The organism is Methylobacterium sp. D54C (assembly GCF_053345595.1).
On sequence record NZ_JBKFAK010000006.1, the window covers coordinates 189,137 to 210,979 of the forward strand.

Consider the following 21,843-nt stretch of genomic DNA (forward strand, 5'->3'; position numbering starts at 1 on the left):
CGTCCAATTTTCGCGAAGATGTTGGAAGAAAGAGCTTTTCGCGGCGCTCAGACGCAGAACGATCTGTGTTTTCTTTGAGCAGTGAGGCGTGCTGCCGGCCGCGTCGGCGACGCCCTACAGGATGTCGGGCTGGCCGCGCCGGTGCTCGTGCCCCGCGATGACGCGGCGCAGGAGCCGGGTCAGGGTGTCCTGCTCCGCCGGAGTGAGGGCCTCGACGGTCGCGGCGTGCGCCGCCCGCGCCGCCGGCTCCATCGCGCCGTGGAGCGCGGCGCCCTCGTCCGTCAGCCGGCAGACCTGCGCGCGGCGGTCGAGGGGCGAGGTCGTGCGGCTCACCAGACCGCGGGCCGCGAGGCGCTTCAGGGCGCCGGTCGTCGTCGTCCGATCGAGGGCGACCGCGCTCGCGAGCGTCGTCTGATCGGCCTCCCCCAGATCGCGCAGCAGCGAGAGCAGGCTGTACTGGAGCGGGGTGACGCGGAACGCGGCACAGCGTTCTGCGAAGAGGCTGACGTGGATCTGGTGCATGCGGCGGGCGAGGAAGCCTGGGCGCTCGGCCAGGGGCCAGTGCCGCGCCTCCGCCGCCGCGTCCGTTGCCGCGTCCGTTGCCGCGCTCGCCGCCCCCGCGGCGACCCCCGCCTCTGCCGACCCCGCCGCGAACCCGGCGTCCGGGACCTCATCCATCGTCCGCCTCCGCAGAACGGTTCCAGCCTTGGCACGCGGTGTGCAACGCCGGAATACGAAGCATGCTTCGCTTTTGGCAAGGGCGAGGCCGGCGCGCGCCGGCCGGGACCACGAGGTCGACATGGACAATCGCCGCTATGATCTGGTTCTGCGGGGTGGGCGGGTCATCTGCCCGGCCTCCGGCATCGACGGCATCCGCGACGTGGCGGTGCGGGACGGGCGCATCGCCGCCGTGGCGGAGACGATTTTGCCCTCGGCCGCCGCCGAGGTGGTCGACGTCTCGGGCAAGCTCGTCCTGCCCGGCATGATCGACACCCACGCCCACGTCTACCAGTACGTCACCGGCCGGTTCGGCCTGAACCCCGACATGGTCGGCGTGCGCTCGGGCGTGACCACGGTGGTGGACCAGGGCGGGCCGTCCTGCATGACCCTGCCGGGCTTCCGCCACTTCATCGCCGAGCGCTCGGAGACGCAGGTGCTCGCCTTCCTGTCGGCCTATCTCGTCGGCGGCCTGGAGGGGCATTTCTACCCGAACCTCTACAGCCCGGACGGCGTCGACATCGACGCCACCGTGAAGTCGGCCACCGAGAACCGCGACCTCGTGCGCGGCATCAAGGGCCACGCCGAGATCGGCGGCTTCGCCCGCTGGGGCATCAAGGTGATGGAGATGGCCGCCGAGATCAGCCGGCGCGCCGACCTGCCGCTCTACGTGCATTTCGGCCAGCTCTGGGGCCTGCCGGAATCGGGCGCCAACGGCGAGGATGCCGACACCATCGTCGAGCGGGTGATCCCGCTGCTGCGGCCCGGCGACGTGCTGGCCCATCCCTTCACCCGCCACCCGGGCGGCTTCATCAACGAGCAGGGCGAGGTCCACCACATCATCCGCCGGGCCATGGAGGCCGGGCTGAAGGTCGATGTCGGCCACGGCAGCCACTTCTCCTACCGCGTGGCCCGCGCGTCCCTGCCGGCCGGCGTGATCCCCTACACGCTCGGCGCCGACATGCACGGCTACAACACCGAGGTGCCCGAGGTGACGAAGCCCGCCGGCACCCCGGACGAGCACCACGACGACGAGAACCATCCCTTCCTCGGCCAAGCCCGGTTCAGCCTGACCCAGGCGATGAGCTCGATGATGGCGCTCGGCATCCCGCTGGAGGACGTGGTGCCGATGGTGACGTCGCACCCGGCCGAGATGCTGCGCATGGGCGACCGGATCGGCGCCCTCAAGGTCGGCTACGCGGCCGACGTCTCGGTGCTGCACGACGATCGCGGCCGCTTCCTGCTGCGCGACAACGAGGACACGCGGGTGATCGCCGACCGCCTGCTGCGCCCGGCCTTCTGCCTGCGCGCGGGGAAGCGCTTCGAGGCCGACTCGCCGATCCTGCCCCAGGCGATCGCGGCCTGAGGTGGCGCCGGTGAACGCCTTCGTCCTCGACGACCCGACACCGCCGGACCCGCGCCGCCGCTGGGACAGCCTGGACTTCGCGGCCCGGGGCGCCTGCTACGACAACAACGCGGGCGTGCCCGACAGCGCCGCGCAGGTCGCGGCCCGCAACGCGGCCTCCGCGGCCTACCGCGCGGCGCACCCGGCCGGGCTCGACATCCCCTACGCCGCCGGCGCGCGCACCGGCTTCGACCTCTACCCGGCGGCGGAGACGGGGGCGCCCTGCCTCGTCTTCGTCCACGGCGGCTACTGGCAGCGCAACGCCCGAGCCGACTTCGCCTGCTTCGCGGAAGGGCTGAACGCCGCCGGCTGGTCGGTGGCGATGCCGGGCTACACCCTGGCACCCGAGGCGAGCCTCACCGGGATCGTCGCCGAGATCGGGGCCGCCCTCGACTGGCTCGCCGCGCACGGGACGGCGCGCGGGATCGGCGGCCCGATCGTCCTCGCCGGCTGGTCCGCGGGGGCGCAGCTCGCCGCGCTCCATCTCGGGCATCCCGCCGTGTCCGCGGTCCTGGCGATCTCCGGCGTCTACGACCTCGCGCCGATCCGCGAGACCTACCTGAACGAGAAGCTCGGGCTGACCGAGGACGAGATCGGGACGCTGTCGCCCCTGCGCCTGCCCGTCGTGCCCAAGCCCATGACGGTCGCCTACGGCAGCCGGGAGCTGCCCGCCCTCGTCCGCGACGCGCGCAACCTCCACGCCCTGCGCGGCGCCGCCCACGCGCCGGGCGCCCTGCTGCCGGTCCCGGGCGCCGACCACTTCTCGATCCTCGACGAATTCCGCCGGCCCGACGGCCTTCTGGTCCGCGCCGCCCAGGATGTTTTCGGAGGCGCCCGATGAGCCGCGAGGGCGTCGGGGCCCCCCTGCCCCGCAAGGAGGACGACCGCCTGATGCGCGGGCGCGGCCAGTATGTCGGCGACCTCCGGCTGCCGGGGATGCAGGACGTCGCCTTCGTGCGCAGCCCGCTCGCCCATGCCCGGATCCGCGCCATCCACGTGCCGAAGGCCCATCGCGACCGCGTCTTCACCGCCGCCGACCTCGACGGCGTGCTGCCGATCCGGGCGGTCTCGGGGCTGCCCGGCTTCAAGGTGTCCGAGCAGCCGGTGCTCGCCACCGGCAAGGTCCGGCAGGTCGGCGAATTGGTGGCGCTGTGCGTCGCCCCGACCCGCGCGGAGGCCGAGGACATCGCCGCCGCCGTCGTCCTCGACCTGGAGGAGCTGCCCGCCATCCACGACATGCTGGCCGCGCGCGCGCCGGGCTCCGCCCTGGTCCACGAGCACTGGGGCGACAACGTCTTCCTGGAGACCCTGGTCGATGTCGGCATCGAGGGCGCCCTCGACGCGCCGATCAAGGTGAGCCGCACCATCTCGACGGGCCGCCAGTGCATGGCGCCGATCGAGGGCCGCGGCACCGTGGTGAGCCTCGATCACCGCCTCGACCAGCTCGTCGTCCACACCGCGAGCCAGATGCCGCACATCGTGCGCAACGGCCTCTCCGAATGCCTCGGGATCGAGCAGGGCCGCATCCGCATCGTCTCGCCGGATGTCGGCGGCGGCTTCGGCTACAAGGCGATCCTGCTCGCCGAGGACGTGGCGCTCGCCTGGCTCGCGCTCCGCTGCGGCCATCCGGTCCGCTGGCTGGAGGACCGCCGCGAGCACCTGACCGCCAACGCCAATTGCCGCGAGCACCATTACCGCATCACCGCCTACGCGGAGCTGGACGGGACCCTGCGCGGCATCGACTGCGAGGCCACCGTCGATTCCGGCGCCTACTCGGCCTACCCGTTCTCGGCCTGCCTGGAGGCCGCGCAGGTCGCCAGCATCCTGCCGGGGCCCTACGATTTCCCGGCCTATCGCTGCCGGACATGGTCGGTGGCGACCAACAAGTGCCCGATCCTGCCCTACCGGGGCGTCGCGCGCACCGGCGTCTGCTTCGCCCTGGAACTGGTGCTCGACGCCGTCGCCCGCGCGGCGGGGGTCGCGCCCGAGACCGTGCGCGAGAAGAACCTCGTGCGGCCCGGGCAGATGCCGTTCGAGAACATCACGAAGAAGCACTTCGACAGCGGCGACTACCCGGAGGCGCTCGCCCGGGCGCTGAAGGCCGTCGACGTGGACGCGATCCGCGCCCGCCAGCGTGAGGGCGAGCCGGACGGGCGCCGGATCGGCCTCGGCCTCGCGATCTACTGCGAGCAGGCCGCGCACGGCACCTCGGTCTATTCCGGCTGGGGCATCCCGATGGTGCCCGGCCACGAGCAGGCCAGCGCCCGCCTGACCCCGGACGGCGGCCTGGAATTGCGGATCGGCGCCCATTCCCACGGCCAGGGCCTGGAGACGACGCTGGCCCAGGTCGCCCACGAGATCCTGGGCGTCCCGGTGGCGCGCACCCGCCTCATCCACGGCGACACCGCCATGACCCCCTACTCGACGGGCTCCTGGGGCTCCCGCGTCATGGTGATGGCGGGCGGCGCGGTGGCGGCGGCCTGCGAGGCGTTGCGCGACCGCGCCGTGCGGATCGGCGCCCACCTGCTCCAGGCGCGGCCCGAGGAATGCCGGTTCGAAGGTGGCCACGTCGTCGGCCCCACGGGCGATGTCCCGCTCGAGGTGATCGCCCGCACCTGGTACCGCCGCCCGCAGGACCTCGCGCCCGACACCGATCCCGGCGGGCTCGAGGTCACCGCCGGCTACAAGCCGGTGCGCGATTCCGGCACCTTCTCGTACGCGGCGCACGCGGCCGTGGTGGCGGTCGATCCCGATCTCGGGGCGGTGGAGATCCTCGACTACGTCATCGTCGAGGACGGCGGCACGCTGGTGAACCCCCTCGTGGTCGACGGCCAGATCTACGGCGGCCTCGCGCAGGGGATCGGCACGGCCCTGTTCGAGGAGATGCGCTTCGACGGCCGCGGCCAGCCGCTGGCCTCAACCCTCGCCGACTACCTCCTGCCCGGCGCCGCCGACGTGCCGATGGCGCGCATCGACCACATGGAGACGCCCTCGCCCTACACGCGCTTCGGCCAGAAGGGCATCGGCGAGGGCGGCGCCATCGCGCCCCCGGCGGCGCTCGCCAATGCCATCAACGATGCGCTGGCGCCGCTCGGCGTCGAGATGCTGCATTCCCCCGTCACACCCCGGCGGATCGTGGAGGCGGTGCTCGCCACCCGCGCCCCCGCCGAGACCGCGCGGGAGGCCGCATGAAGCCCGCCGCCTTCGCCTGGGAGCGCCCCGACAGCCTGCCCGCGCTGCTGGCGCGCCTTGCCGAGGCCCACGCGGGCGTGAAGCTGATCGCGGGGGGCCAGTCCCTCGGACCGATGCTGAACCTGCGCCTCGTCGAGCCCACCCTCATCCTCGACATCACCGGCGTGCCCGAGCTCCGGACCGCGCGGGTCGAGGGCGACACGCTCGTGCTCGGGGCCTGCGTGACCCATGCGGACATCGAGGACGGGCGCGTCCCGGATCTCACCGGCGGCGCGCTGCGGCGGGTCGCGGCCGCGATCGCCTACCGGCCGGTGCGCAACCGCGGCACGGTCGGCGGCAGCCTCGTCCACGCAGACCCGGCCGCCGACTGGGTCACCGCCCTGACGGCCCTCGGCGCCGAGGTCGAGATCGCGGGCCGGAACGGCCGCCGCACCCTTCCAGTGGAGCGCTTCGTCACCGGCGCCCTCGAAGTGGCCCTCGGCGCGGGCGAGATCCTGGTCGCGGTGCGCGTCCCGGCGCTGCCGGCGGGCGCGGCCTGGGGCTACGTCAAGCACTGCGCGAAGATCGGCGAGTTCGCCCACGCCATCGGGGCCGTGCGCCTCGAGCCCGGCGCGGGCCGGGGCCGGGCCGTGATCGGCGCGGTCGAGGGGCCGCCCGTGCTCCTGGCCGATGCCCGCCCGCTCTTCGGCGGCCGCATCGGCGCCGACTTCGCCGCGCGCTTCGACCCCCGGGCCGCCGACCAGGCCCTGCGGGAGGCCGGCATGGCCGACGCGGTCGAGCGGCACATCCACGTCACCGTCCTGAGCCGCGCGGTGGCCGCAGCGGCCGCGCCCGATCCCCGCTCCAACACCCTTCCGGAGGCCGCATGAGCGCCGCGCTGGCCGAACCCGGGACGTCCCGCATGGCCCTGGCGCTGACGGTGAACGGCCGCGCCGTGCGGGTCGCGGCCGAGCCGCGCAGCCACCTCGGCGACGTGCTGCGCGACGGGCTCGACCTCACCGGCACGCATCTGGGCTGCGAGCACGGCGTCTGCGGCGCCTGCACGGTCCTGCTCGACGGCGAGCCGGCCCGTGCCTGCCTCACCTACGCGGGGGCCTGCGCGGGCGCCGCGGTCACGACGATCGAGGGCCTCGACGCGGACGCGATCGCGGGCGAGTTGCGGGCCGCCTTCAACCGCGAGCACGCGCTCCAGTGCGGCTACTGCACGCCCGGGATGCTGGTGGCCGCCCGCGACCTGGTCCTGCGGCTGCCCGAGGCCGACGAGCGGCGGATCCGCGTCGGCCTGTCGGGCAATCTCTGCCGCTGCACCGGCTATGCCGGCATCGTCCGGGCGGTGATGGCGGTGATCGCGGACCGGCGCGGGCGCGGCATCCCCCCCGAGACCGGCGCGGCGCGGCCGCTCGGCCCGGTCGGCGCCCGGATCGGCGCTGGGGTCGGCGCGTCAGGGCTCGCGCCCCCGCCGGCGGATCGGCCCGCCCCGGCTTCGCCCGCCGCGGTGGCGGATCTGTCCGACGCGTTTGCGCCGGCCCACGGCTTCACGCAGGTCCTCGACGTCGCCCACCCGCCGGAGGCCGTCTTCGCCCTGCTGGGCGACCTCGCGGCGGTCGCCGCCTGCCTGCCGGGCGCGGTGCTGACGGCGCGGCCCACCCCCGACACGGTCGAGGGCGGTCTGCAGGTGCGGATCGGGCCGATCGCCGCGACGTTCCGCGGCCGCGCCCGCCTCGCGCGGGACGAGGCCGCCCGGACCGGCGCGGTCCACGGGGCCGGCACCGACGCGGGCGGCCGCTCGGCGACCGAGGGCCGGATCCGCTACCGGGTCGAGGCCGGGCCGACGCCCGGCACCGCCCGGGTCGACCTCGACGTCGGCTACACCCTGACCGGGCCGCTCGCGCAGTTCGGCCGGCCCGGCCTCGTGCGCGACCTCGCCGGCCGCATCGCCGCGGAGTTCACCCGCAACCTCGATGCCCGGCTCTCGGGCGTCGCGGCGCCGGCGCCCGCCGGCCTCAACCCGCTCCGCCTGCTCCTCGGCCTCGCCCGCGCGCGCCTCGCGGCGTGGTTCGGCCGCGCCTGATCCCCTCCCGCCTCAATCCACCGGAGACACGCGAATGCCCAGCAGGTTCACCCTCACGACCGCGATCCTGCTGGCGCTGACGGCCACCGGCGCACGGGCGGAGGCGATCCGCATCGGCGTCAACGAGCCGCTGACCGGGCCGTTCGCGGCCTCGGGCACCTACGTGGTCAACGGCGCCAAGATCGCCGCCGACGAGATCAACGCCAAGGGCGGCGTCCTCGGGAAGAAGCTCGAACTCGTGATCGAGGACAACAAGAGCAACCCGACCGAGGCCGCCGCGGTCGCCGAGAAGCTGATCACCAGCGACAAGACCCCGGTGATGATGGGCGCCTGGGGCTCCAGCCTGACGCTCGCCGTGATGCCCAAGCTCACGGATTACGAGACGCCGATGCTGGTCGAGACCTCCTCGTCCGGCAAGATCACGACCTCCGGCAACCCTTACGTGTTCCGGATCTCGCCGCCCTCGTCGCTGGAGGCCGAGACCTTCGCGCCGATGGTGTCTCGCCTCGGGCTGAAGAAGGTCGACTTCCTTGTCCTCAACAACGATTTCGGCCGCGGCGCCGCGACCGATTTCGGCAAGATGCTCAAGGACAAGGGCGTCACGGTCGGCCTCGTCGAGACGATGGACCAGGGCGCGCAGGACATGAGCGCCCAGCTCGCCAAGCTGAAGGCGTCGGATTCCGACACGATCATGATCACGAGCTCGGTCGATCAGCTCGTGCTGCTGTTCAAGCAGATGGCGGCGCTCGGCCTGAAGAAGCGGGTCATCACCACCGGCGGATCCCAGAACCCGGACCAGATCATCGCCCAGGCCGGCGCGGCCGCCGACGGCACGATGCACCTGACGACCTTCCTGCCCTGGTCGCCCGACAAGACGCCGGACCCGAAGGCCACCGAGGCCTTCATCGCCGCGTGGAAGAAGCGCGGCTTCGAGTTCGCCGGCGTCACCGAGAGTTTTCGCGGGTACGACGGCATCCGCGCGATCGCCCACGCCATCGAGAAGGCGGGCTCGGCCGATCCGGCCGCGATCACCAAGGCGTTCTGGTCGGTCGACTTCGTCGGGCTCAACGGGCCGATCCGCTTCGCCAAGGCCGGCCCCGCCGGGAAGGAGAGCGGGCAGAGCAAGCCCGACGTCTACCTCATCGAGATCAAAGACGGGAAAGTGATCGTGCCGGCGCTGTGAGCGCCTCCGGACCGGCGGCCCGACGCCGGTCCTCTCGCCCATCCACCGGCCCCGGGCCGGGGCGCACCCTCGGAGGCCGCCCGTGAACGAACTGATCCAGCACCTCGTCAACGCCCTCATCCTCGGCGGCACCTACGCGCTGCTGGGGATCGGCCTGACGCTGATCTTCGGGATCATGAACGTCGTGAACTTCACCCACGGCGCGCTCTACACGGTCGGCGCCTACGTCATGTACCTCGCGGTCGCCGCGCTGGGACTGAACTTCTTCCTGGCGCTGCCGGTGGCGATCCTCGGCGGGCTCCTGCTCGGGGCCGCGATCGAGTTGCTGCTGCTGCGCCCGTTCCGGGGCTCGGACATCGACACCACCATGCTGGTGATGATCGGCGCCGGCATCGTCCTGCAATCGGGCACGCTCTGGACCTTCGGCGGCGTCGCCAAGGCGATCCCCGCGCCCTTTCCCGAGGCGCCGCTCCAGGTCGGCCCGGTCTCGGTGTCGTGGCTGCGGCTGTTCGTGCTCGGGGCGGCGCTGACGCTGATCGCCCTCACCTACGCGCTGATCAACCGGACCAAGCTCGGTCTCGCCATGCGCGCCGCGTTCCAGGATTCCGACACGGCGGCGCTGATGGGCGTCGACGTCCGCCGGATCTACACCGCGACCTTCGCGCTCGGCTCGTCGCTCGCCGCGGCCGCCGGCGCGCTCCTCGGTCCGGTCTACGTGGTGTTCCCGCAGATGGGCGGCCTTGCCGAGCTCAAGGCCTTCGCCATCGTCATCCTGGGCGGGCTCGGCAACGTCACCGGCGCGGCGATCGGCGGCTTCATCCTGGCGCTCGCCGAGGAGCTGGGCGCCGGCTACGTCTCCTCCGGCTACCGGGACGCGATGGGCTTCCTGATCATCATCGCGGTCCTGCTCTGCAGGCCGACCGGGTTGTTCGCCAAGGCGGAGCGCATCGGATGAACCGGCTCCTCCCCCTCGCCCTGCTCGCCGGCCTCGTCGCCCTGCCCCTGGGGCTCGGCGCCAACCCCTACCTCCTCAACGCGCTGATCGTGACCGGCATCCTGACGATCGGCGCCATGAGCCTGAACCTGCTCCTCGGCTTCACCGGGCAGCTCAGCCTCGGCCACATCGCGTTCTTCGGGATCGGCGCCTACGTCAGCGCGCTGACCAGCCTCGGCTTCGACGTGGATCTCGGGTTCGGCATCCGCGCGGTCCACGAGCCCTGGCCGGCGGCGGTCGGGTTCCTGCTGGCGACGGTCGCGGCGGGCGGCTGCGGCTACCTGATCGGGCGGCTCTCCTTCCGGGTGCGGGGCGCCTACTTCGTGATCGTGACGATCTCCTTCGCCGAGGTCGTGCGGCTCGTGGCGCTCAACTGGGTGGAGCTGACGCAGGGGCCGCTCGCGCTGACCAATATCCCGGCCATCACCCTCGGCCTGCCGGGCCTGGGGATGTGGACGCTCAAGACCAAGCTCCAGAACTACTACCTCGTGCTGGCCGTGGGCACGCTCTGCTACGCCGTGATCGCCCGCCTGGTCGGCGGGCGCTTCGGCCGGGCGATGCGGGGTCTCAAGGAGAACGAGCCGCTGGCGCTCTCGGTCGGCATCAACGCCACCCGCACGCTGACGGTGGCGGCAGTGATCTCGGCCGCCTTGGCCGGCGCGGCCGGCAGCCTCTACGCCCACTACCTGCGGATCATCGATCCCGACGTGTTCCTGTTCGCCACCACGGTCACCATGGTCATCATGGTGGTGGCGGGCGGCAAGGGCACCCTGCTGGGCCCGGTCGTCGGCGGCCTGATCTTCGGCCTGCTGCCGGTGGCGCTCCGCCCGGTCATGGCGCCGGAGGCGCAGTGGATCGTCTACGGCCTCGTGCTGATCGTGATCCTGTTCGTGATGCCGCGGGGGATCGTGCCGGGACTGGCGGCGCTGCTGGGACGCCGCCCGGCCCCGGCCGCGCCCGTCCTCGAGGCCAATCCGGCGGTGCAGCGATGAGCGCGATCCTCTCCGTCGAGCATGTCGGCGTCCGCTTCGGGGGCCTCGTCGCCATCGCGGACCTGCATTTCGACGTCCACGCGGGCGAGATCGTCAGCCTGATCGGCCCGAACGGGGCCGGCAAGACGACGGCCTTCAACGTGATGACGGGCTTCCTCAAGCCCAGCCAGGGCGCGGTCCGCTTCCGCGGCACGTCCCTGAAGGGCCTGCCGCCGCACGCGATCACGCGGCTCGGCCTCGCCCGCACCTTCCAGCGCACCAGCGTCTTCCCGGACGACACGGTGTTCGACAACGTGATGATCGGCCTGCACCAGATGGGCGCCGCGGCTGGCCGCGCGCCCGTTCTGGACGCGCTCCTCGGCCGCGCGGGGGCCGGCGAGAGGCAGCTGCGCGCCCGGGCCGCGGCGCTCCTCGACTGGGTCGGGCTCGCCGGACGGGCGCAGGAGAAGGCCGGCGCCCTCGCCTACGGGGAGCAGCGCCTCGTCGGCGTGGCGCTGGCGCTCGCCACCGAGCCCGCCATGCTGCTCCTCGACGAGCCGGTCTCAGGGATGAACGCTTCCGAGACGCGGGTCTTCGTGCGCCTGATCAGGCAGATCCGGGAGCGCGGCGTCACCATCCTGCTCGTCGAGCACGACATGCCGATGGTGATGGAGGTCTCCGACCGCATCGTCGTCCTCAACTACGGGCGCCTGATCGCCGAGGGGCCGCCAGACCGGATCCGCAGCGACCCGGCGGTGATCGAGGCCTATCTCGGCCAGGGCAGCGCCGCCCGGCAGGCCGCCGCGGCTGCCGTGCAGGAGGCGGTCCATGCTTGAGATCCGCGACCTCGTCTGCGGCTACGGCCACGTCACGGCGCTGAAGGGGCTCACGATCGACGTGCGCGAGGGTCAACTCGTGGCCCTCGTCGGCGCCAACGGCGCCGGCAAGTCCACGACGCTCCGGGCGATCTCCGGCCTCGTCCCGCCGCGCTCCGGCGCGATCCGGTTCGCCGGCCGGGACATCGCGGGGGCGGAGCCCCGCCGGATCCTGGCGGCGGGTATCGCCCATTGCCCGGAGGGCCGGCGCGTCTTCCCGCAGATGACGGTCGCCGAGAACCTCGCCATGGGCGCCTACCTGCGCCGCGACCGGGCGGCGGTCGCGGCGGACTTGGCGCGCATCTACGGGGAGTTCCCGCGCCTCGCGGAGCGGCGCGACCAGGCGGCCGGCACGCTGTCGGGCGGCGAGCAGCAGATGCTGGCGATCGGCCGCGCGCTGATGGGGCGCCCGAAGCTCGTGCTGTTCGACGAGCCCTCCCTGGGGCTCGCCCCCAACATCGTCGAGCGGATGTTCGCGGTGATCGGCGCGATCCGCGACGCCGGCACGACCGTGCTCCTCGTCGAGCAGAACGCCTTCGCGGCTCTCGAACTCTGCGACTACGCCTACCTCCTCGAAGCCGGCCGCATCGTCCTCGAGGGGCGCGGGCAGGACCTCATCGCCGATCCCCACGTTCGGGACGCCTATCTCGGTGGCTGAGCGGGATCTGCCGGGGCGGATCCGCCTCGGCCCGGTCGACCTTCTCGGCGACCGGGACCTGCTCCCCGTCACCGCGGGCGGCCGCCGCCTGCTCCTCGTCCGGGACGGGGCCCGGATCGTGGCCGCCGAGCGCGCCTGCCCGCACGAGGGGGCCGACCTCGCCCTCGGACGCTGCGTCGCGGGCCGGCTGCACTGCCCCCGGCACCAGGCCTCGTTCGACCTCCGGGACGGTGCCGTCTCGCCGGGCTGGTCGTTCCGGGCCCTGCGCCTGTCCGCGGTCGAGGCGGCGCCGGACGGGCTCTGGCTCAGGACCGGATCCGGCCTTCTCGCGCCGGACACCGCGCCGCCGGGCGGCCGCGGATTCCCGGCCGGCCCGGAGATCCGACGGTAGAGCGACCGAGATCGGCCGATCCGTCTCGCTCTACGGCAGCGAGGTCGGGATCGCGGCGCTCACCGCCTGTCTCGTGCGGACGAACGGCCCGCACGCGCGCCTGCTCGCGCGGGGACGCATCGCGAGGACGGTCGCGGGTCCCTCCGGCCGCTGAGGATCGGCGCTGATCGCCCGTCCGAAGGTGTCGGCCCAGGACAGCCTCGTCACGTTGTCCGTCGTCACGTTGTCCGGGGTCGGAGCGGGCGGAGCTTCCCGGTCGGCCGCCCGGCCGCGCTTGCGGGCCGCGGCACCGATCCACCGCACGATCAGGGGACCCTTCGCGTCGAACGTCGGATCGGACGCGGTCCGGCCGATGCCTCGTCTCTGACGGCGATGAACCATGGAATTCCCTCGAGTCGACTTGGGAGGGCCGCGCGCGCGGTCCGACGGACGTCACCGCCCGCGATCACCGGACCGTCGCCGCGACGGCAGCGGTGTGAAGCGCGGGCCGCGCGGGATGGCGGGCGGCCTCGCCCAGCATCCGATCCCGTCCGCGTGGTCTCCAGCTGCATGTCCGGGCGCGCGCGATCGAATTCCTCGACCCGTGGCTTAGCCGATCGGGATGGCTTCGTGGACCAGTCCACATGGACTGGTCCATGACCCGTGACGGCGCCTGTGCGGTTGCTCTAGACAGGATCCGCATGGCGCAGGAAGCAATCCTCATCATCGATGACCACGCGCTGTTCCGGTCCGGCATCGTCTCGATGCTGTCGACGGCGTTCGATGAGATCCCGGTTCTCGACAGCCCATCGCTGCACGAGGCGCTCGCCATCGTGGCCGTCGTCCCGACGATCGTCCTCCTCGACATCCAGTTGCCGGGCATCGGCGGGCTCGAGGGGATGGGCCTGCTCCAGCAACGCTGGCCGGCCGCCCGGATCGTCGTCGTGTCCGGCCTGGATCTGCCCGATACCGTCAGCACGGCGCTGGCGCAGGGCGCCTGCGCGTTCCTGTCCAAGACCGACCGCCCCGAGCGGATGATGACGGTCCTGCGCGAGATGCTCGCCCGGTCGTCCGCGGTCCCGCGGGTCGGGGGCGCCCTTTGCCCGACGCTCACGCCGCGGCAGGCCGAGGTGCTGACCCTCGTCGGGCGCGGATTGTCCAACAAGATGATCGGACGCAATCTCGGTCTGTCGGAACACACGGTCCGCGGCCACGTGCAGGGTCTGCTGTCGGTCCTGGGGGTGACCCGGCGCGCCGAGGCGGTGTTCAAGGCGCAGCAGTTCGGCCTGATCCGATGAGCCCGTCGCAGGAGGAGCGGATCGCGGCCGAGCAGTTGCGCCTCGTCCTGGACGGCGTCACGCAGTCGGTCGCCGTCGGTTTCCTCGTCTCGACGCTCATGCTGGCCGTGCTGTGGAGCCTGGTGCCCCACGCCGTCCTGCTGAGCTGGTACGGCGCGTTCCTCGTCGAGCGGTTCGGGGCGGCCGCCTACGCGCGTCGTGTCCGCGCCGCGATCGGCGAGCCCGACCGCGCCCGCCGGGTCGAGCGGGTCATCTTCCTGAGCAAGATCGTCGAGGGCGCGATCCTGGGATCGCTGATCTGGATCGCGCTGCCGCTCCAGGTCCCGGCGGTGAGCATCCTGACCATGTCGCTGCTGGGCGCGACGTGCAGCAACGGCGTCTCGCTCCTGGCGCCGCGGCGGCACCTCTACCTCGCCCTCGTCGTCCCCGTCGCCGTCCTGGCCGCGGGAACCCTCTGGTCGCTCGGCGGCGCGCCCTACCGCGCCCTGGCAATCTGCTCGATCCTCTTCGTGGTCGGGCAGTACGGTCAGGTCGTGCTCGCCAGCCGCCGCGTGCGGGAATCGATCGAGCTCCGCTTCGAGAACGCGGCCCTCGTGGAGCAGCTGCGCGCGGAGACCGCCGCGGCGCACCGGGCCCGCCGCGACGCCGAGCACGCCAACACCGCGAAGTCGCAGTTCCTCGCGGCGGCCAGCCACGACCTGCGCCAGCCGGTCCACGCCCAGGGCCTCTTCCTCCAGGCGCTGAGCCAGACGGATCTCGCCGCGCCGCAGCGGCGGATCCTGCAGAACGCCCAGACCGCGAACGTCGCGTCGACCGACATGCTCAACACGCTTCTGGACTTCTCGCGCCTGGAGGCCGGAGTCATCACGCCGCGGCCCCGCGCCTTCGAACTCCAGCCGCTCCTCGACAAGATCGAGAACGAGCTGGCGCCGCTGGCCGACGCCAAGCGCCTGATCTATCGGACGCCCCAGACGGACCTAGCGATCGTCTCGGACCCGGCCCTGCTGGAGCTGGTCCTGCGCAATCTCGTCCTCAACGCCATCCGGTACACCGAGCGCGGCGGCGTCCTCATCGGCTGCCGGCGCCGGCGCGCGGGCGTGTCGATCGAAGTCTACGACACCGGGATCGGCATCCCGGTCGACAAGCGCGAGGACATCTTCCGGGAGTTCTACCAGCTCGGGAACCCGGAGCGCGATCGTCACAAAGGTCTGGGGCTGGGGCTCGCGATCGCGCGCGGGATCGCCGCCTCGCTCGATCACCCGCTCTCCCTCTCGTCGAAGGTGGGGAGCGGCAGCGTCTTCCGCATCCTCGTCCCCCGGACGCTCGATGCCGGGCGGGACGCGAGGCTCGACGACGCGCCCGCGGCCGCCAGCGCGGAGAGCGGTGGCTTGGTCGGCGCCCGCATCCTGATCGTCGACGACGATGCCATCGTCCGCGACGCGATGGTGGCGCTCCTCTCCGGCTGGGGTTGCCTGTGCTGGGCCTTCGAGGATCCGACCGACGTCACCGAACGGCCGCCGCAGGGGCCGCCGCCGGACGCACTGATCTGCGACTACCGCCTGCGCAGGGGCCAGACCGGCGCCGAAGCCATCGCGACGCTGCGGCAGCATTGGGGACGGCCGATCCCGGCGATCCTCATCACCGGCGACACCGCGCCCGTCCGCATGCGGGAGGCCTTGGACAGCGGGGTCCCTCTGATTCACAAGCCGGTCCGGCCCGACCTTCTCCAGAAGGCGCTCGCCGCGCTGATCCCGCCGGGCCGGCCACCCGTCGGTCCCGTGGGCGCGGAGGTTCGGCGCGGACCGGAGACGACGGATCTCGTCCGCGCGGAGGGATAGCGGGCGCCTCACGCGGCGCCGCGGACCCTCGAACGCCCGCCGCGCCGCCGTCGCGGTCTCGCCGCGCGGCCGGCGCGAGCGTCAGCGGGACGGCTCGGCGGCAGCCTCGGTCCAGCTCGGAAGCGGGAAGGTTCGATCGTAGGCGAGATTGAACACGAAGGCGTAGGCCACGTAGAAGGCCGCGATCGCCAGATCCATGAAGAAGGCCTCCACGAGGCCGATGCCGAGATACCACGCGATCGGCGGCAGCAGGATCAGGAGCAGCCCCGCCTCGAACAGCACCGCGTGGGCGACCCGCAGGACGAGGCTCTTGCGCGTGTGCCCGGCGAGCCGCTGCATCGTCCGGTCGAAGCCGAGATTGTAGACGTAGTTCCAGCTCGTCGCGACGAGGGCGCTGCCGATTCCGATCACGCCCATGTCGGCGGCGTGCAGGCCGAAGGCCGCGGTCCCGAGCGGGACGATGAGGAGCAGCCCGATCACCTCGAACAGGATGGCGTGGCGAATGCGGTCGCGGGTGGTGCGCATGGTCTCGCTCTCGAGAGGCGGATTGGTCGGCCGCTCTCTATCTGCGATAAGGCGATCCACAAGTTAGGAAGTATCGGATAAACAGATAGATGGCGGTCTCGCTCGACCAGCTCCAGGCTTTCGTAGCGGCGGCCGAGGCCGGGTCGTTCTCGGGCGCGGCACGGGTGCTGCGGAAGGCACAGTCGGCCGTCAGCACGCAGGTGGCCAACCTCGAGACGGATCTGGGGCTGGCGCTGTTCAGCCGCGCGGGCCGGAACCCCGTGCTGACCCCGGCGGGCGAGCGGCTGCTGCTGGAGGCGCGCGTGGTGCTCGACCGGCGGGAGCACCTGATCGGTGTGGCGAGCAGCCTGGAGCAGGGCGTCGAGAACCGGCTGGTGGTCGCCATCGACGAGCTCTACCCCGAGCACGCCCTCGGCGCCCTCTTCGCCAGCTTCGCCCAGCGCTTCCCCTTCGTGGAGCTCGAGCTGCTCTTCCCGCTGATGGAGGATGTCAGCCGCATGGTCCAGTCGGGCGCCGCCGACCTGGGCGTGATGTGGCGCCAGGAGGGGCTCCCGACGGAGCTCGGGTTCCGGACCATCGGCTGGGTGCCGCTCAAGCTGGTCTGCGGCCGCGATCACCCGCTCGCGAAGGAGCGGGTGGCGTGGGAGGAGCTGAAGCGCCACCGCCAGATTCTCGTGGCCGCCCGCGGCGACGGGGCGGAGAAGCGCCGTCTGCGGGTTGCCGCCGAGGTGTGGTGGGTGGAGAGCCACTGGGTCATCCTGGAGATGGTGAAGCACGGGATCGGCTGGGCCTTCGTCACCGACCACGTCATCGCCGCGTCCCTCACGGCGCCGTACCTCGTGACGCCCGACCTCCAGTTCGATGAGGGCGACTGGCCGATCGCCCTGGAACTGGTCTGGCACAAGCAGCGGCCCTGCGGCCCCGCCGCGGCCTGGCTCCGCGAGCGTTTCGCCGCGGAGCGCGTCGGGATCCACCCGGGCGGGACCTGAGCGCGGTGCGGGACGGACGCCTGCCGGGCCCCGACTCGGCGACACGCCGCTGTCGACGGTCCTGACGGGCCGGCGAGATCCCGGTCGTCGAGGACGTCCACCCCGCGAGTCTAGACGCAAAAGACCTTCCGTGCTTCTATCCATTCGAAATTCCTATGGGTCGGCCCATGGAACTCCGGCATCTTCGCTACTTCGCCGCGGTGGCGGAGCATCTCAGCTTCACCGCCGCCGCCCAGAGCCTGGGCGTATCGCAGCCGCCGCTGAGCCAGCAGATCCGCGATCTCGAGGTGGAGATCGGCGTCAACCTGTTCGAGCGCTCGAGCCGGCGCGTCGTCCTGACCGCGGCGGGCGAGGATTTCCTCGGGAACGCGCGGGCGGTCCTCGCGCAGGTCGCCGATGCCGTCGACCGGGCGCGGACGATCGGCACCGGAACGGCCGGCATCCTCAACATCGGCATGACGAGTTCCGTCCTCGCGGGGCCGGCCGGTTGCCTGATCCGGGCCTTCGAGCAGCGCTTCCGGGCGGTGGACGTGCGCATCCACGAGATGGCGCCGGCCGACCAGATCGCGGCCCTCAAGGCGAACCGGACGGATCTCAGCTTCCTCCGCAGCCCCCCCGAGGATCCGGATCTCGTCGCCCACCTGGCGTGGCCGGAGCGGCTCTGCGTGGCCGTGCCGCGCGAGCACGCCCTCGCCGCCGGTCGCAGCGTCGCGATCGACGTCTTCCGCAGCGAGCCGCTGATCTCGCTCGGCCTCGAGAGCTCGCGCTTCGCGGCGGATATCTACCAGGCCTGCATCGCGCGCGGGTTCACGCCGAGCATCTCGCAGCAGGTCCGCGAGGCCTCGTCGCTGATCAACCTGGTCGCGGCGGGCTTCGGTCTCGCCATCATCCCGGAATTCGTCGGCCGGCCGAGACATCCGGACGTCGTCGTCTTGCCGATCAAGCCGCCCTTCCTGTCGGCGGACGTCTACGCGCTGCATCATCAGCGCCGGAACCCGGTGATCGACAACTTTCTCGGGCTGATCCGCGAGGAGGCCCCGGGCTTGATCGCGCGCTTCCAGAGGCGGTGACGCCCTTCGTCTCCGCACCCGCTCGCCGGCGCCGTCCGCGACCGTCTCCGAGGCAGCGTCCTGCGCGCAGGCGCCACCCCGAAGCCACCCCGAAAGCCAACGCGAAACCGCGCGGCAGCCCGCAGCGGCCTTGCCGGTGGCGTCCCCGGCGGCGCCTGTCTCAATCCTCGACGAGACGGCGCAGCCGGGTCCGATGCAGGCACACCTGTCGGCCGCCGTCGCGTCGCAACGCCCCGTCCTCCTCCAGCTGCGAGAGGGTGCGCGATACGGTCTCGATGGTCAGGCCGAGGTAGTCGGCGATGTCGCGGCGGGTCATCGGCAGCGCGAAGGTGCCGGCGGCGCCGAGGCGGTCATCGACCTCCAGCAGGAAGGCGGCGACCCGCTCCTGGGCCGAGCGCCGTCCGAGCAGGAGCGCCAGGTCCTGGGCGTGCCGCAGGTCGCTCGTGGCCACGCTCCAGAGTCGGCAGGCGACCTCGGCCCGCCCGGTCGCGGCGCGCTCGACCTGTCGCCGCTTGAAGATCAGCACCTTGGTGCTGGTGAGGGCCTCGGCGGTCTGGCGATTGGTCTCGCCCTGCCCGAGCCCGAACAGGTCGCCGGGCAGGTGGAAGCCCGTGATCTGGCGGCGCCCGTCGCTCAGGACCCTGTGGGTGCGCACCGCGCCGCTGAGGACCTTGTAGACGAACTCGGCCTCCTCGCCCTCTCCGTAGATCTCCTCCTCGCGGGCGTAGGAGAACGGTGTCCCGACGACGTCGGGGCATCCCGCGAACAGGGTGCTCCCCTCGATCTCCGGGACGGGAGCGGGACGGGCTGCGGGCACCTCCGGTGCTGTCCGTGCCGTGAACTCGGTGCTCATCGCTGCGCTCCTCGCCTGCGTCGGTCGGGACGAGATTGGCAGCGGGCGGGAGGCGGAGAAATTCCGGTCGGAGCCTTAAGGCGCGCCCCTTAAGGGCAATCCCGTAGTCGCGGGTGCCGGCCGGATGCCCGCGGCCGCGGCGGCGACGGGCGCGCCTCAGACGGAGCGCGCCTGGGGCGACACGAAGAGCCGCCACAGCGCGTACGCGGCCAGGGCGGCCACGGCGAGCCCGGTCAGGCCGTGCACCCACACGGGTGCCGTCGCGTCGGCGAAGCCGAGAACCCACGGCGCCACGGCCGCCCAGAGCCCGAGGGCGACGTTGAGGTATTCCTCCCAGGCGCAGGTCACGCCGAGGGCCAGGAGTGCGACCACGGTGATGGCGCCCCCGGTCACGAAGGCGTTGCGCGCGGCGGCCGTCTCGTAGCCCAGATCCAAGTACCAAGGTGCGAGGAGGAGCACGACGCCGAGGAGCATGTTGAGCGCGTTCGGGACCATGTCCGCCGTTCGGTTCTCGATCGTTCTCACCGGATCCCCGTGCGGGCTGACGGCATCGGCGGCCCGATGTCCGGGCGCCCGAGCCCTGAGCGACAGACGACCTGCCATCTCTCACGGGCCGAGCATCCGGTATCCGTGCGGCCGGTCATTGATCTGGCTCAAGTCGATCGCGGCCTTGCCCGCGTGTCGGGATCCGGCAAGCTTGGCGTGATCGCGGATTCGCTGCGCGCTGTGGGTGGCAGACTCGAGTCTCTTGATTGTCGTCGCTGACGAAACGCGCACGCGTCGGCGAGATCCGCGTCCCCCCGTCGGACCGGGCGGACGCGGATCTCGGGCGTGGCCACCCTCAGGCGGCGCGGACGGTGGCGAGGAAGCGGGCGACCTCGGCGCCGAGATGCTCGGATTGCCGCGACAGCTCCGAGGCCGCCGACAGGACCTGCGAGGCCGCAGCCCCCGTCTCCTCCGAGGCCTGCGCCACGCCGGCGATGTTGCCCGTCACCGCGTGCGTCCCCGCCGAGGCCTGCGCCACGTTGCGCACGATCTCCTGGGTCGCCGCACCCTGCTCCTCGACGGCCGCCGCGATCGACGTCGCCACGCTGTCGATCTCCCGGATCCGGCCCGTGATCCCGCCGATCGCCGTCACCGCCTGCGCGGTCACCCCCTGGACCTCGCCGATCTGGCGCGCGATCTCCTCGGTCGCCTTGGCGGTCTGCTCGGCCAGCGCCTTCACCTCGGAGGCCACCACCGCGAAGCCCCGCCCGGCCGCGCCGGCGCGGGCCGCCTCGATCGTGGCGTTGAGCGCCAGCAGGTTGGTCTGGCCGGCGATGCCGGAGATCATCCCGACCATGTCGCCGATCCGCGCGGCGTTCTGGCTGAGCGCCTGGACGAGGTGGGCGGTCTGGTCGGCCTCGCCGACCGCGGCCTGGGCGAGGTGGGCCGAGCCGGTCACCTGCCGGCCGATCTCCTGGACGGAGGAGCCGAGCTCCTCGGCGGCGGCAGCCACCGTGTTGACGTTGGTCGACGCCTCCTCGGCGGCCGCGGCCACGGTGGTCGACTGGGATGCGGTCTCCTGGGCGGTGGCGGTCATCTGCTGGGCGGTGGCCTGGAGCTCGGTGGCCGAGGACGAGACCAGGCCGACGATGCCGCCGACGGCGCGCTCGAAGCCGTCGGCGAGCTCGACCATGGTGCGCTTGCGCTCGGCGGCGGCGGCCGCGTCGGCGCGGCGCCGGACCTCCGCCTCCTCGGCGGCCTTGCGGGCGACCATGGCCTTGATGCCCTCGACGGCCTGGCCGACGGCCCCGATCTCGTCGCCGCGGGCGGCCTCGCGGATCTCGGCGTCGACCGCGCCCTTGGCCATCCGCTGCAGGACGCCCACGAGGCTGCCCAGCGGGCGCGTGATCTGTACGACGATCACGTACACGCCGTAGGCGATGCTGAGCGCGGCGAGCGCGAGCGCGGCCAGGAGCGCGAGGCGCGACCAGCCGGCAATCGTCTCCGAGCGCCGGAACTCCGCCTCGGCTTCCCGGACCTGCAACGCGGTCAGCTTGCTCAGCGTGGCGTTGGTGGCCTGCATGCTCTTCAGCAGGTCCGTGTGGGTGGCCTCGAAATCCGAGGCCGCGCCGGCGGCGACGCGCTTGAGGATCTCGGCCGCGATCACGTCGTTCCGATCGACGCGCACCTGCAGCTCCTTGGCGAGGGCCTCCTCCTCCGGGGTCAGGTAGGTCGCCAGATAGGCCGACCACTCCTTGTGGAGCTTCGACAGATCGCGCTCGATCTTGTCCTTGGCCTCTGCCGGCTCGATCTGCTTGCCGCGCAGCTGGCGCGAGGCGTCGAGCAGGTCGTCATAGGCGTCGCGAATGATGCTGAACTGCCGGAGACAGACGACGCGATCATCGAAGACGGTCTTCAGGCTCTGATGGCTCCAGTGGAGCGAGAGATTTCCGAGCGCCGCCGTGGCGAGCAGCACCAAGCCGAGTCCGCCGAGCAGCGAGACGAGTCGCAGTTTGATGGTCATTTTCATGAGGCGGATGTCCAGGCGACGGAACCCAGGGCTGCGAACGCGTCAGCCAGGCTGAGCAGTCATGATCGGGTTGCGTAAAATATACGCAAACTGATTAAGATTTATTCCAAAGAGGTTTCTGTCGCGGGGTCTGTCATTCGGCCTCCGGATCGCGATATCGTGCGCGCAGAGACGGTTGTTCAACTTCAAGATGAGGAATCGGAGCTGAATCAATCGAAAAGGGCCTCCGGTGCGGACCGGAGCGTCACCGCCCGACGTGTCGGATCGCCGCACAGCGAGCGGCACGCGCAGGGCGGGATCGACCGGGGCAGGAACGTCG

At 72.3% G+C, this 21,843-nt stretch carries 20 protein-coding genes; 15 read left to right on the forward strand and 5 right to left on the reverse strand.

The window, feature by feature from the left end:
- Window positions 1-114 precede the first annotated feature (114 nt).
- Window positions 115-678 (reverse strand): MarR family winged helix-turn-helix transcriptional regulator, encoded by a 564-nt coding sequence (locus ACLBYB_RS15685; protein ID WP_447699327.1) that lies wholly within the window; start codon window positions 676-678, stop codon window positions 115-117.
- 121 nt (window positions 679-799) lie between these two features.
- On the opposite strand from ACLBYB_RS15685, the gene ACLBYB_RS15690 reads away from it, so the two are divergent.
- From ACLBYB_RS15690 to ACLBYB_RS15750, 13 genes are all read left to right on the forward strand, one after another.
- Window positions 800-2,083, forward strand: a complete 1,284-nt coding sequence (locus tag ACLBYB_RS15690; protein WP_447699328.1) for an amidohydrolase/deacetylase family metallohydrolase — start codon at window positions 800-802, stop codon at window positions 2,081-2,083.
- 10 nt (window positions 2,084-2,093) lie between these two features.
- A complete protein-coding gene (locus ACLBYB_RS15695) occupies window positions 2,094-2,963 on the forward strand; it encodes an alpha/beta hydrolase (protein ID WP_447699329.1) in 870 nt (289 codons plus the stop codon).
- Entirely contained in the window at window positions 2,960-5,314 is a 2,355-nt protein-coding gene (locus ACLBYB_RS15700) for a xanthine dehydrogenase family protein molybdopterin-binding subunit (RefSeq protein WP_447699330.1), read from the forward strand. The genes ACLBYB_RS15695 and ACLBYB_RS15700 overlap by 4 nt, the downstream gene beginning before the upstream one ends.
- On the forward strand, window positions 5,311-6,183 hold the full coding sequence (locus tag ACLBYB_RS15705; RefSeq protein WP_447699331.1) for an FAD binding domain-containing protein: 873 nt from the start codon (window positions 5,311-5,313) through the stop codon (window positions 6,181-6,183). Before ACLBYB_RS15700 ends, ACLBYB_RS15705 begins: the two co-directional genes overlap by 4 nt.
- Entirely contained in the window at window positions 6,180-7,385 is a 1,206-nt protein-coding gene (locus tag ACLBYB_RS15710; protein WP_447699332.1) for a xanthine dehydrogenase family Fe-S subunit, read from the forward strand. The genes ACLBYB_RS15705 and ACLBYB_RS15710 overlap by 4 nt, the downstream gene beginning before the upstream one ends.
- A gap of 34 nt (window positions 7,386-7,419) precedes the next feature.
- Complete coding sequence (locus ACLBYB_RS15715) at window positions 7,420-8,568, forward strand: ABC transporter substrate-binding protein (RefSeq protein WP_447699333.1); 1,149 nt, start codon at window positions 7,420-7,422, stop codon at window positions 8,566-8,568.
- A gap of 82 nt (window positions 8,569-8,650) precedes the next feature.
- Window positions 8,651-9,523, forward strand: coding sequence for a branched-chain amino acid ABC transporter permease (locus ACLBYB_RS15720; protein WP_103985106.1), 873 nt, complete (start codon window positions 8,651-8,653; stop codon window positions 9,521-9,523).
- Window positions 9,520-10,554, forward strand: a complete 1,035-nt coding sequence (locus ACLBYB_RS15725) for a branched-chain amino acid ABC transporter permease (protein ID WP_447699334.1) — start codon at window positions 9,520-9,522, stop codon at window positions 10,552-10,554. Before ACLBYB_RS15720 ends, ACLBYB_RS15725 begins: the two co-directional genes overlap by 4 nt.
- Window positions 10,551-11,369, forward strand: a complete 819-nt coding sequence (locus ACLBYB_RS15730; RefSeq protein WP_447699335.1) for an ABC transporter ATP-binding protein — start codon at window positions 10,551-10,553, stop codon at window positions 11,367-11,369. Before ACLBYB_RS15725 ends, ACLBYB_RS15730 begins: the two co-directional genes overlap by 4 nt.
- Window positions 11,362-12,066 (forward strand): ABC transporter ATP-binding protein, encoded by a 705-nt coding sequence (locus tag ACLBYB_RS15735; protein ID WP_132368740.1) that lies wholly within the window; start codon window positions 11,362-11,364, stop codon window positions 12,064-12,066. Before ACLBYB_RS15730 ends, ACLBYB_RS15735 begins: the two co-directional genes overlap by 8 nt.
- On the forward strand, window positions 12,059-12,457 hold the full coding sequence (locus tag ACLBYB_RS15740; RefSeq protein WP_056527071.1) for a Rieske (2Fe-2S) protein: 399 nt from the start codon (window positions 12,059-12,061) through the stop codon (window positions 12,455-12,457). The genes ACLBYB_RS15735 and ACLBYB_RS15740 overlap by 8 nt, the downstream gene beginning before the upstream one ends.
- A gap of 680 nt (window positions 12,458-13,137) precedes the next feature.
- Window positions 13,138-13,734, forward strand: coding sequence for a response regulator (locus ACLBYB_RS15745; protein ID WP_056527077.1), 597 nt, complete (start codon window positions 13,138-13,140; stop codon window positions 13,732-13,734).
- Window positions 13,731-15,572 carry an ATP-binding response regulator gene (locus ACLBYB_RS15750; RefSeq protein ID WP_447699336.1) on the forward strand — a complete coding sequence of 614 codons (1,842 nt, stop codon included), beginning with the start codon at window positions 13,731-13,733 and terminating at the stop codon, window positions 15,570-15,572. The genes ACLBYB_RS15745 and ACLBYB_RS15750 overlap by 4 nt, the downstream gene beginning before the upstream one ends.
- Before the next feature lie 81 nt (window positions 15,573-15,653).
- On the opposite strand, the gene ACLBYB_RS15755 is transcribed toward ACLBYB_RS15750, so the two are convergent.
- A complete protein-coding gene (locus ACLBYB_RS15755; RefSeq protein WP_020094459.1) occupies window positions 15,654-16,097 on the reverse strand; it encodes a PACE efflux transporter in 444 nt (147 codons plus the stop codon).
- Between the two features lie 89 nt (window positions 16,098-16,186).
- Here ACLBYB_RS15755 and ACLBYB_RS15760 point away from each other — a divergent pair, with 89 nt between their 5' ends.
- A complete protein-coding gene (locus ACLBYB_RS15760) occupies window positions 16,187-17,086 on the forward strand; it encodes a LysR family transcriptional regulator (RefSeq protein ID WP_100251682.1) in 900 nt (299 codons plus the stop codon).
- A 167-nt stretch (window positions 17,087-17,253) separates the two neighbouring features.
- Window positions 17,254-18,156, forward strand: a complete 903-nt coding sequence (locus ACLBYB_RS15765; RefSeq protein ID WP_447699337.1) for a LysR family transcriptional regulator — start codon at window positions 17,254-17,256, stop codon at window positions 18,154-18,156.
- Between the two features lie 160 nt (window positions 18,157-18,316).
- On the opposite strand, the gene ACLBYB_RS15770 is transcribed toward ACLBYB_RS15765, so the two are convergent.
- From ACLBYB_RS15770 to ACLBYB_RS15780, 3 genes are all read right to left on the reverse strand, one after another.
- Entirely contained in the window at window positions 18,317-19,009 is a 693-nt protein-coding gene (locus tag ACLBYB_RS15770; protein ID WP_447699338.1) for a helix-turn-helix domain-containing protein, read from the reverse strand.
- 156 nt (window positions 19,010-19,165) lie between these two features.
- Window positions 19,166-19,504: an SPW repeat domain-containing protein gene (locus ACLBYB_RS15775; protein WP_447682237.1), complete on the reverse strand. Its 339-nt coding sequence runs from the start codon at window positions 19,502-19,504 to the stop codon at window positions 19,166-19,168.
- Between the two features lie 346 nt (window positions 19,505-19,850).
- Window positions 19,851-21,524 (reverse strand): methyl-accepting chemotaxis protein, encoded by a 1,674-nt coding sequence (locus ACLBYB_RS15780; protein WP_447699339.1) that lies wholly within the window; start codon window positions 21,522-21,524, stop codon window positions 19,851-19,853.
- Window positions 21,525-21,843 lie beyond the last annotated feature (319 nt).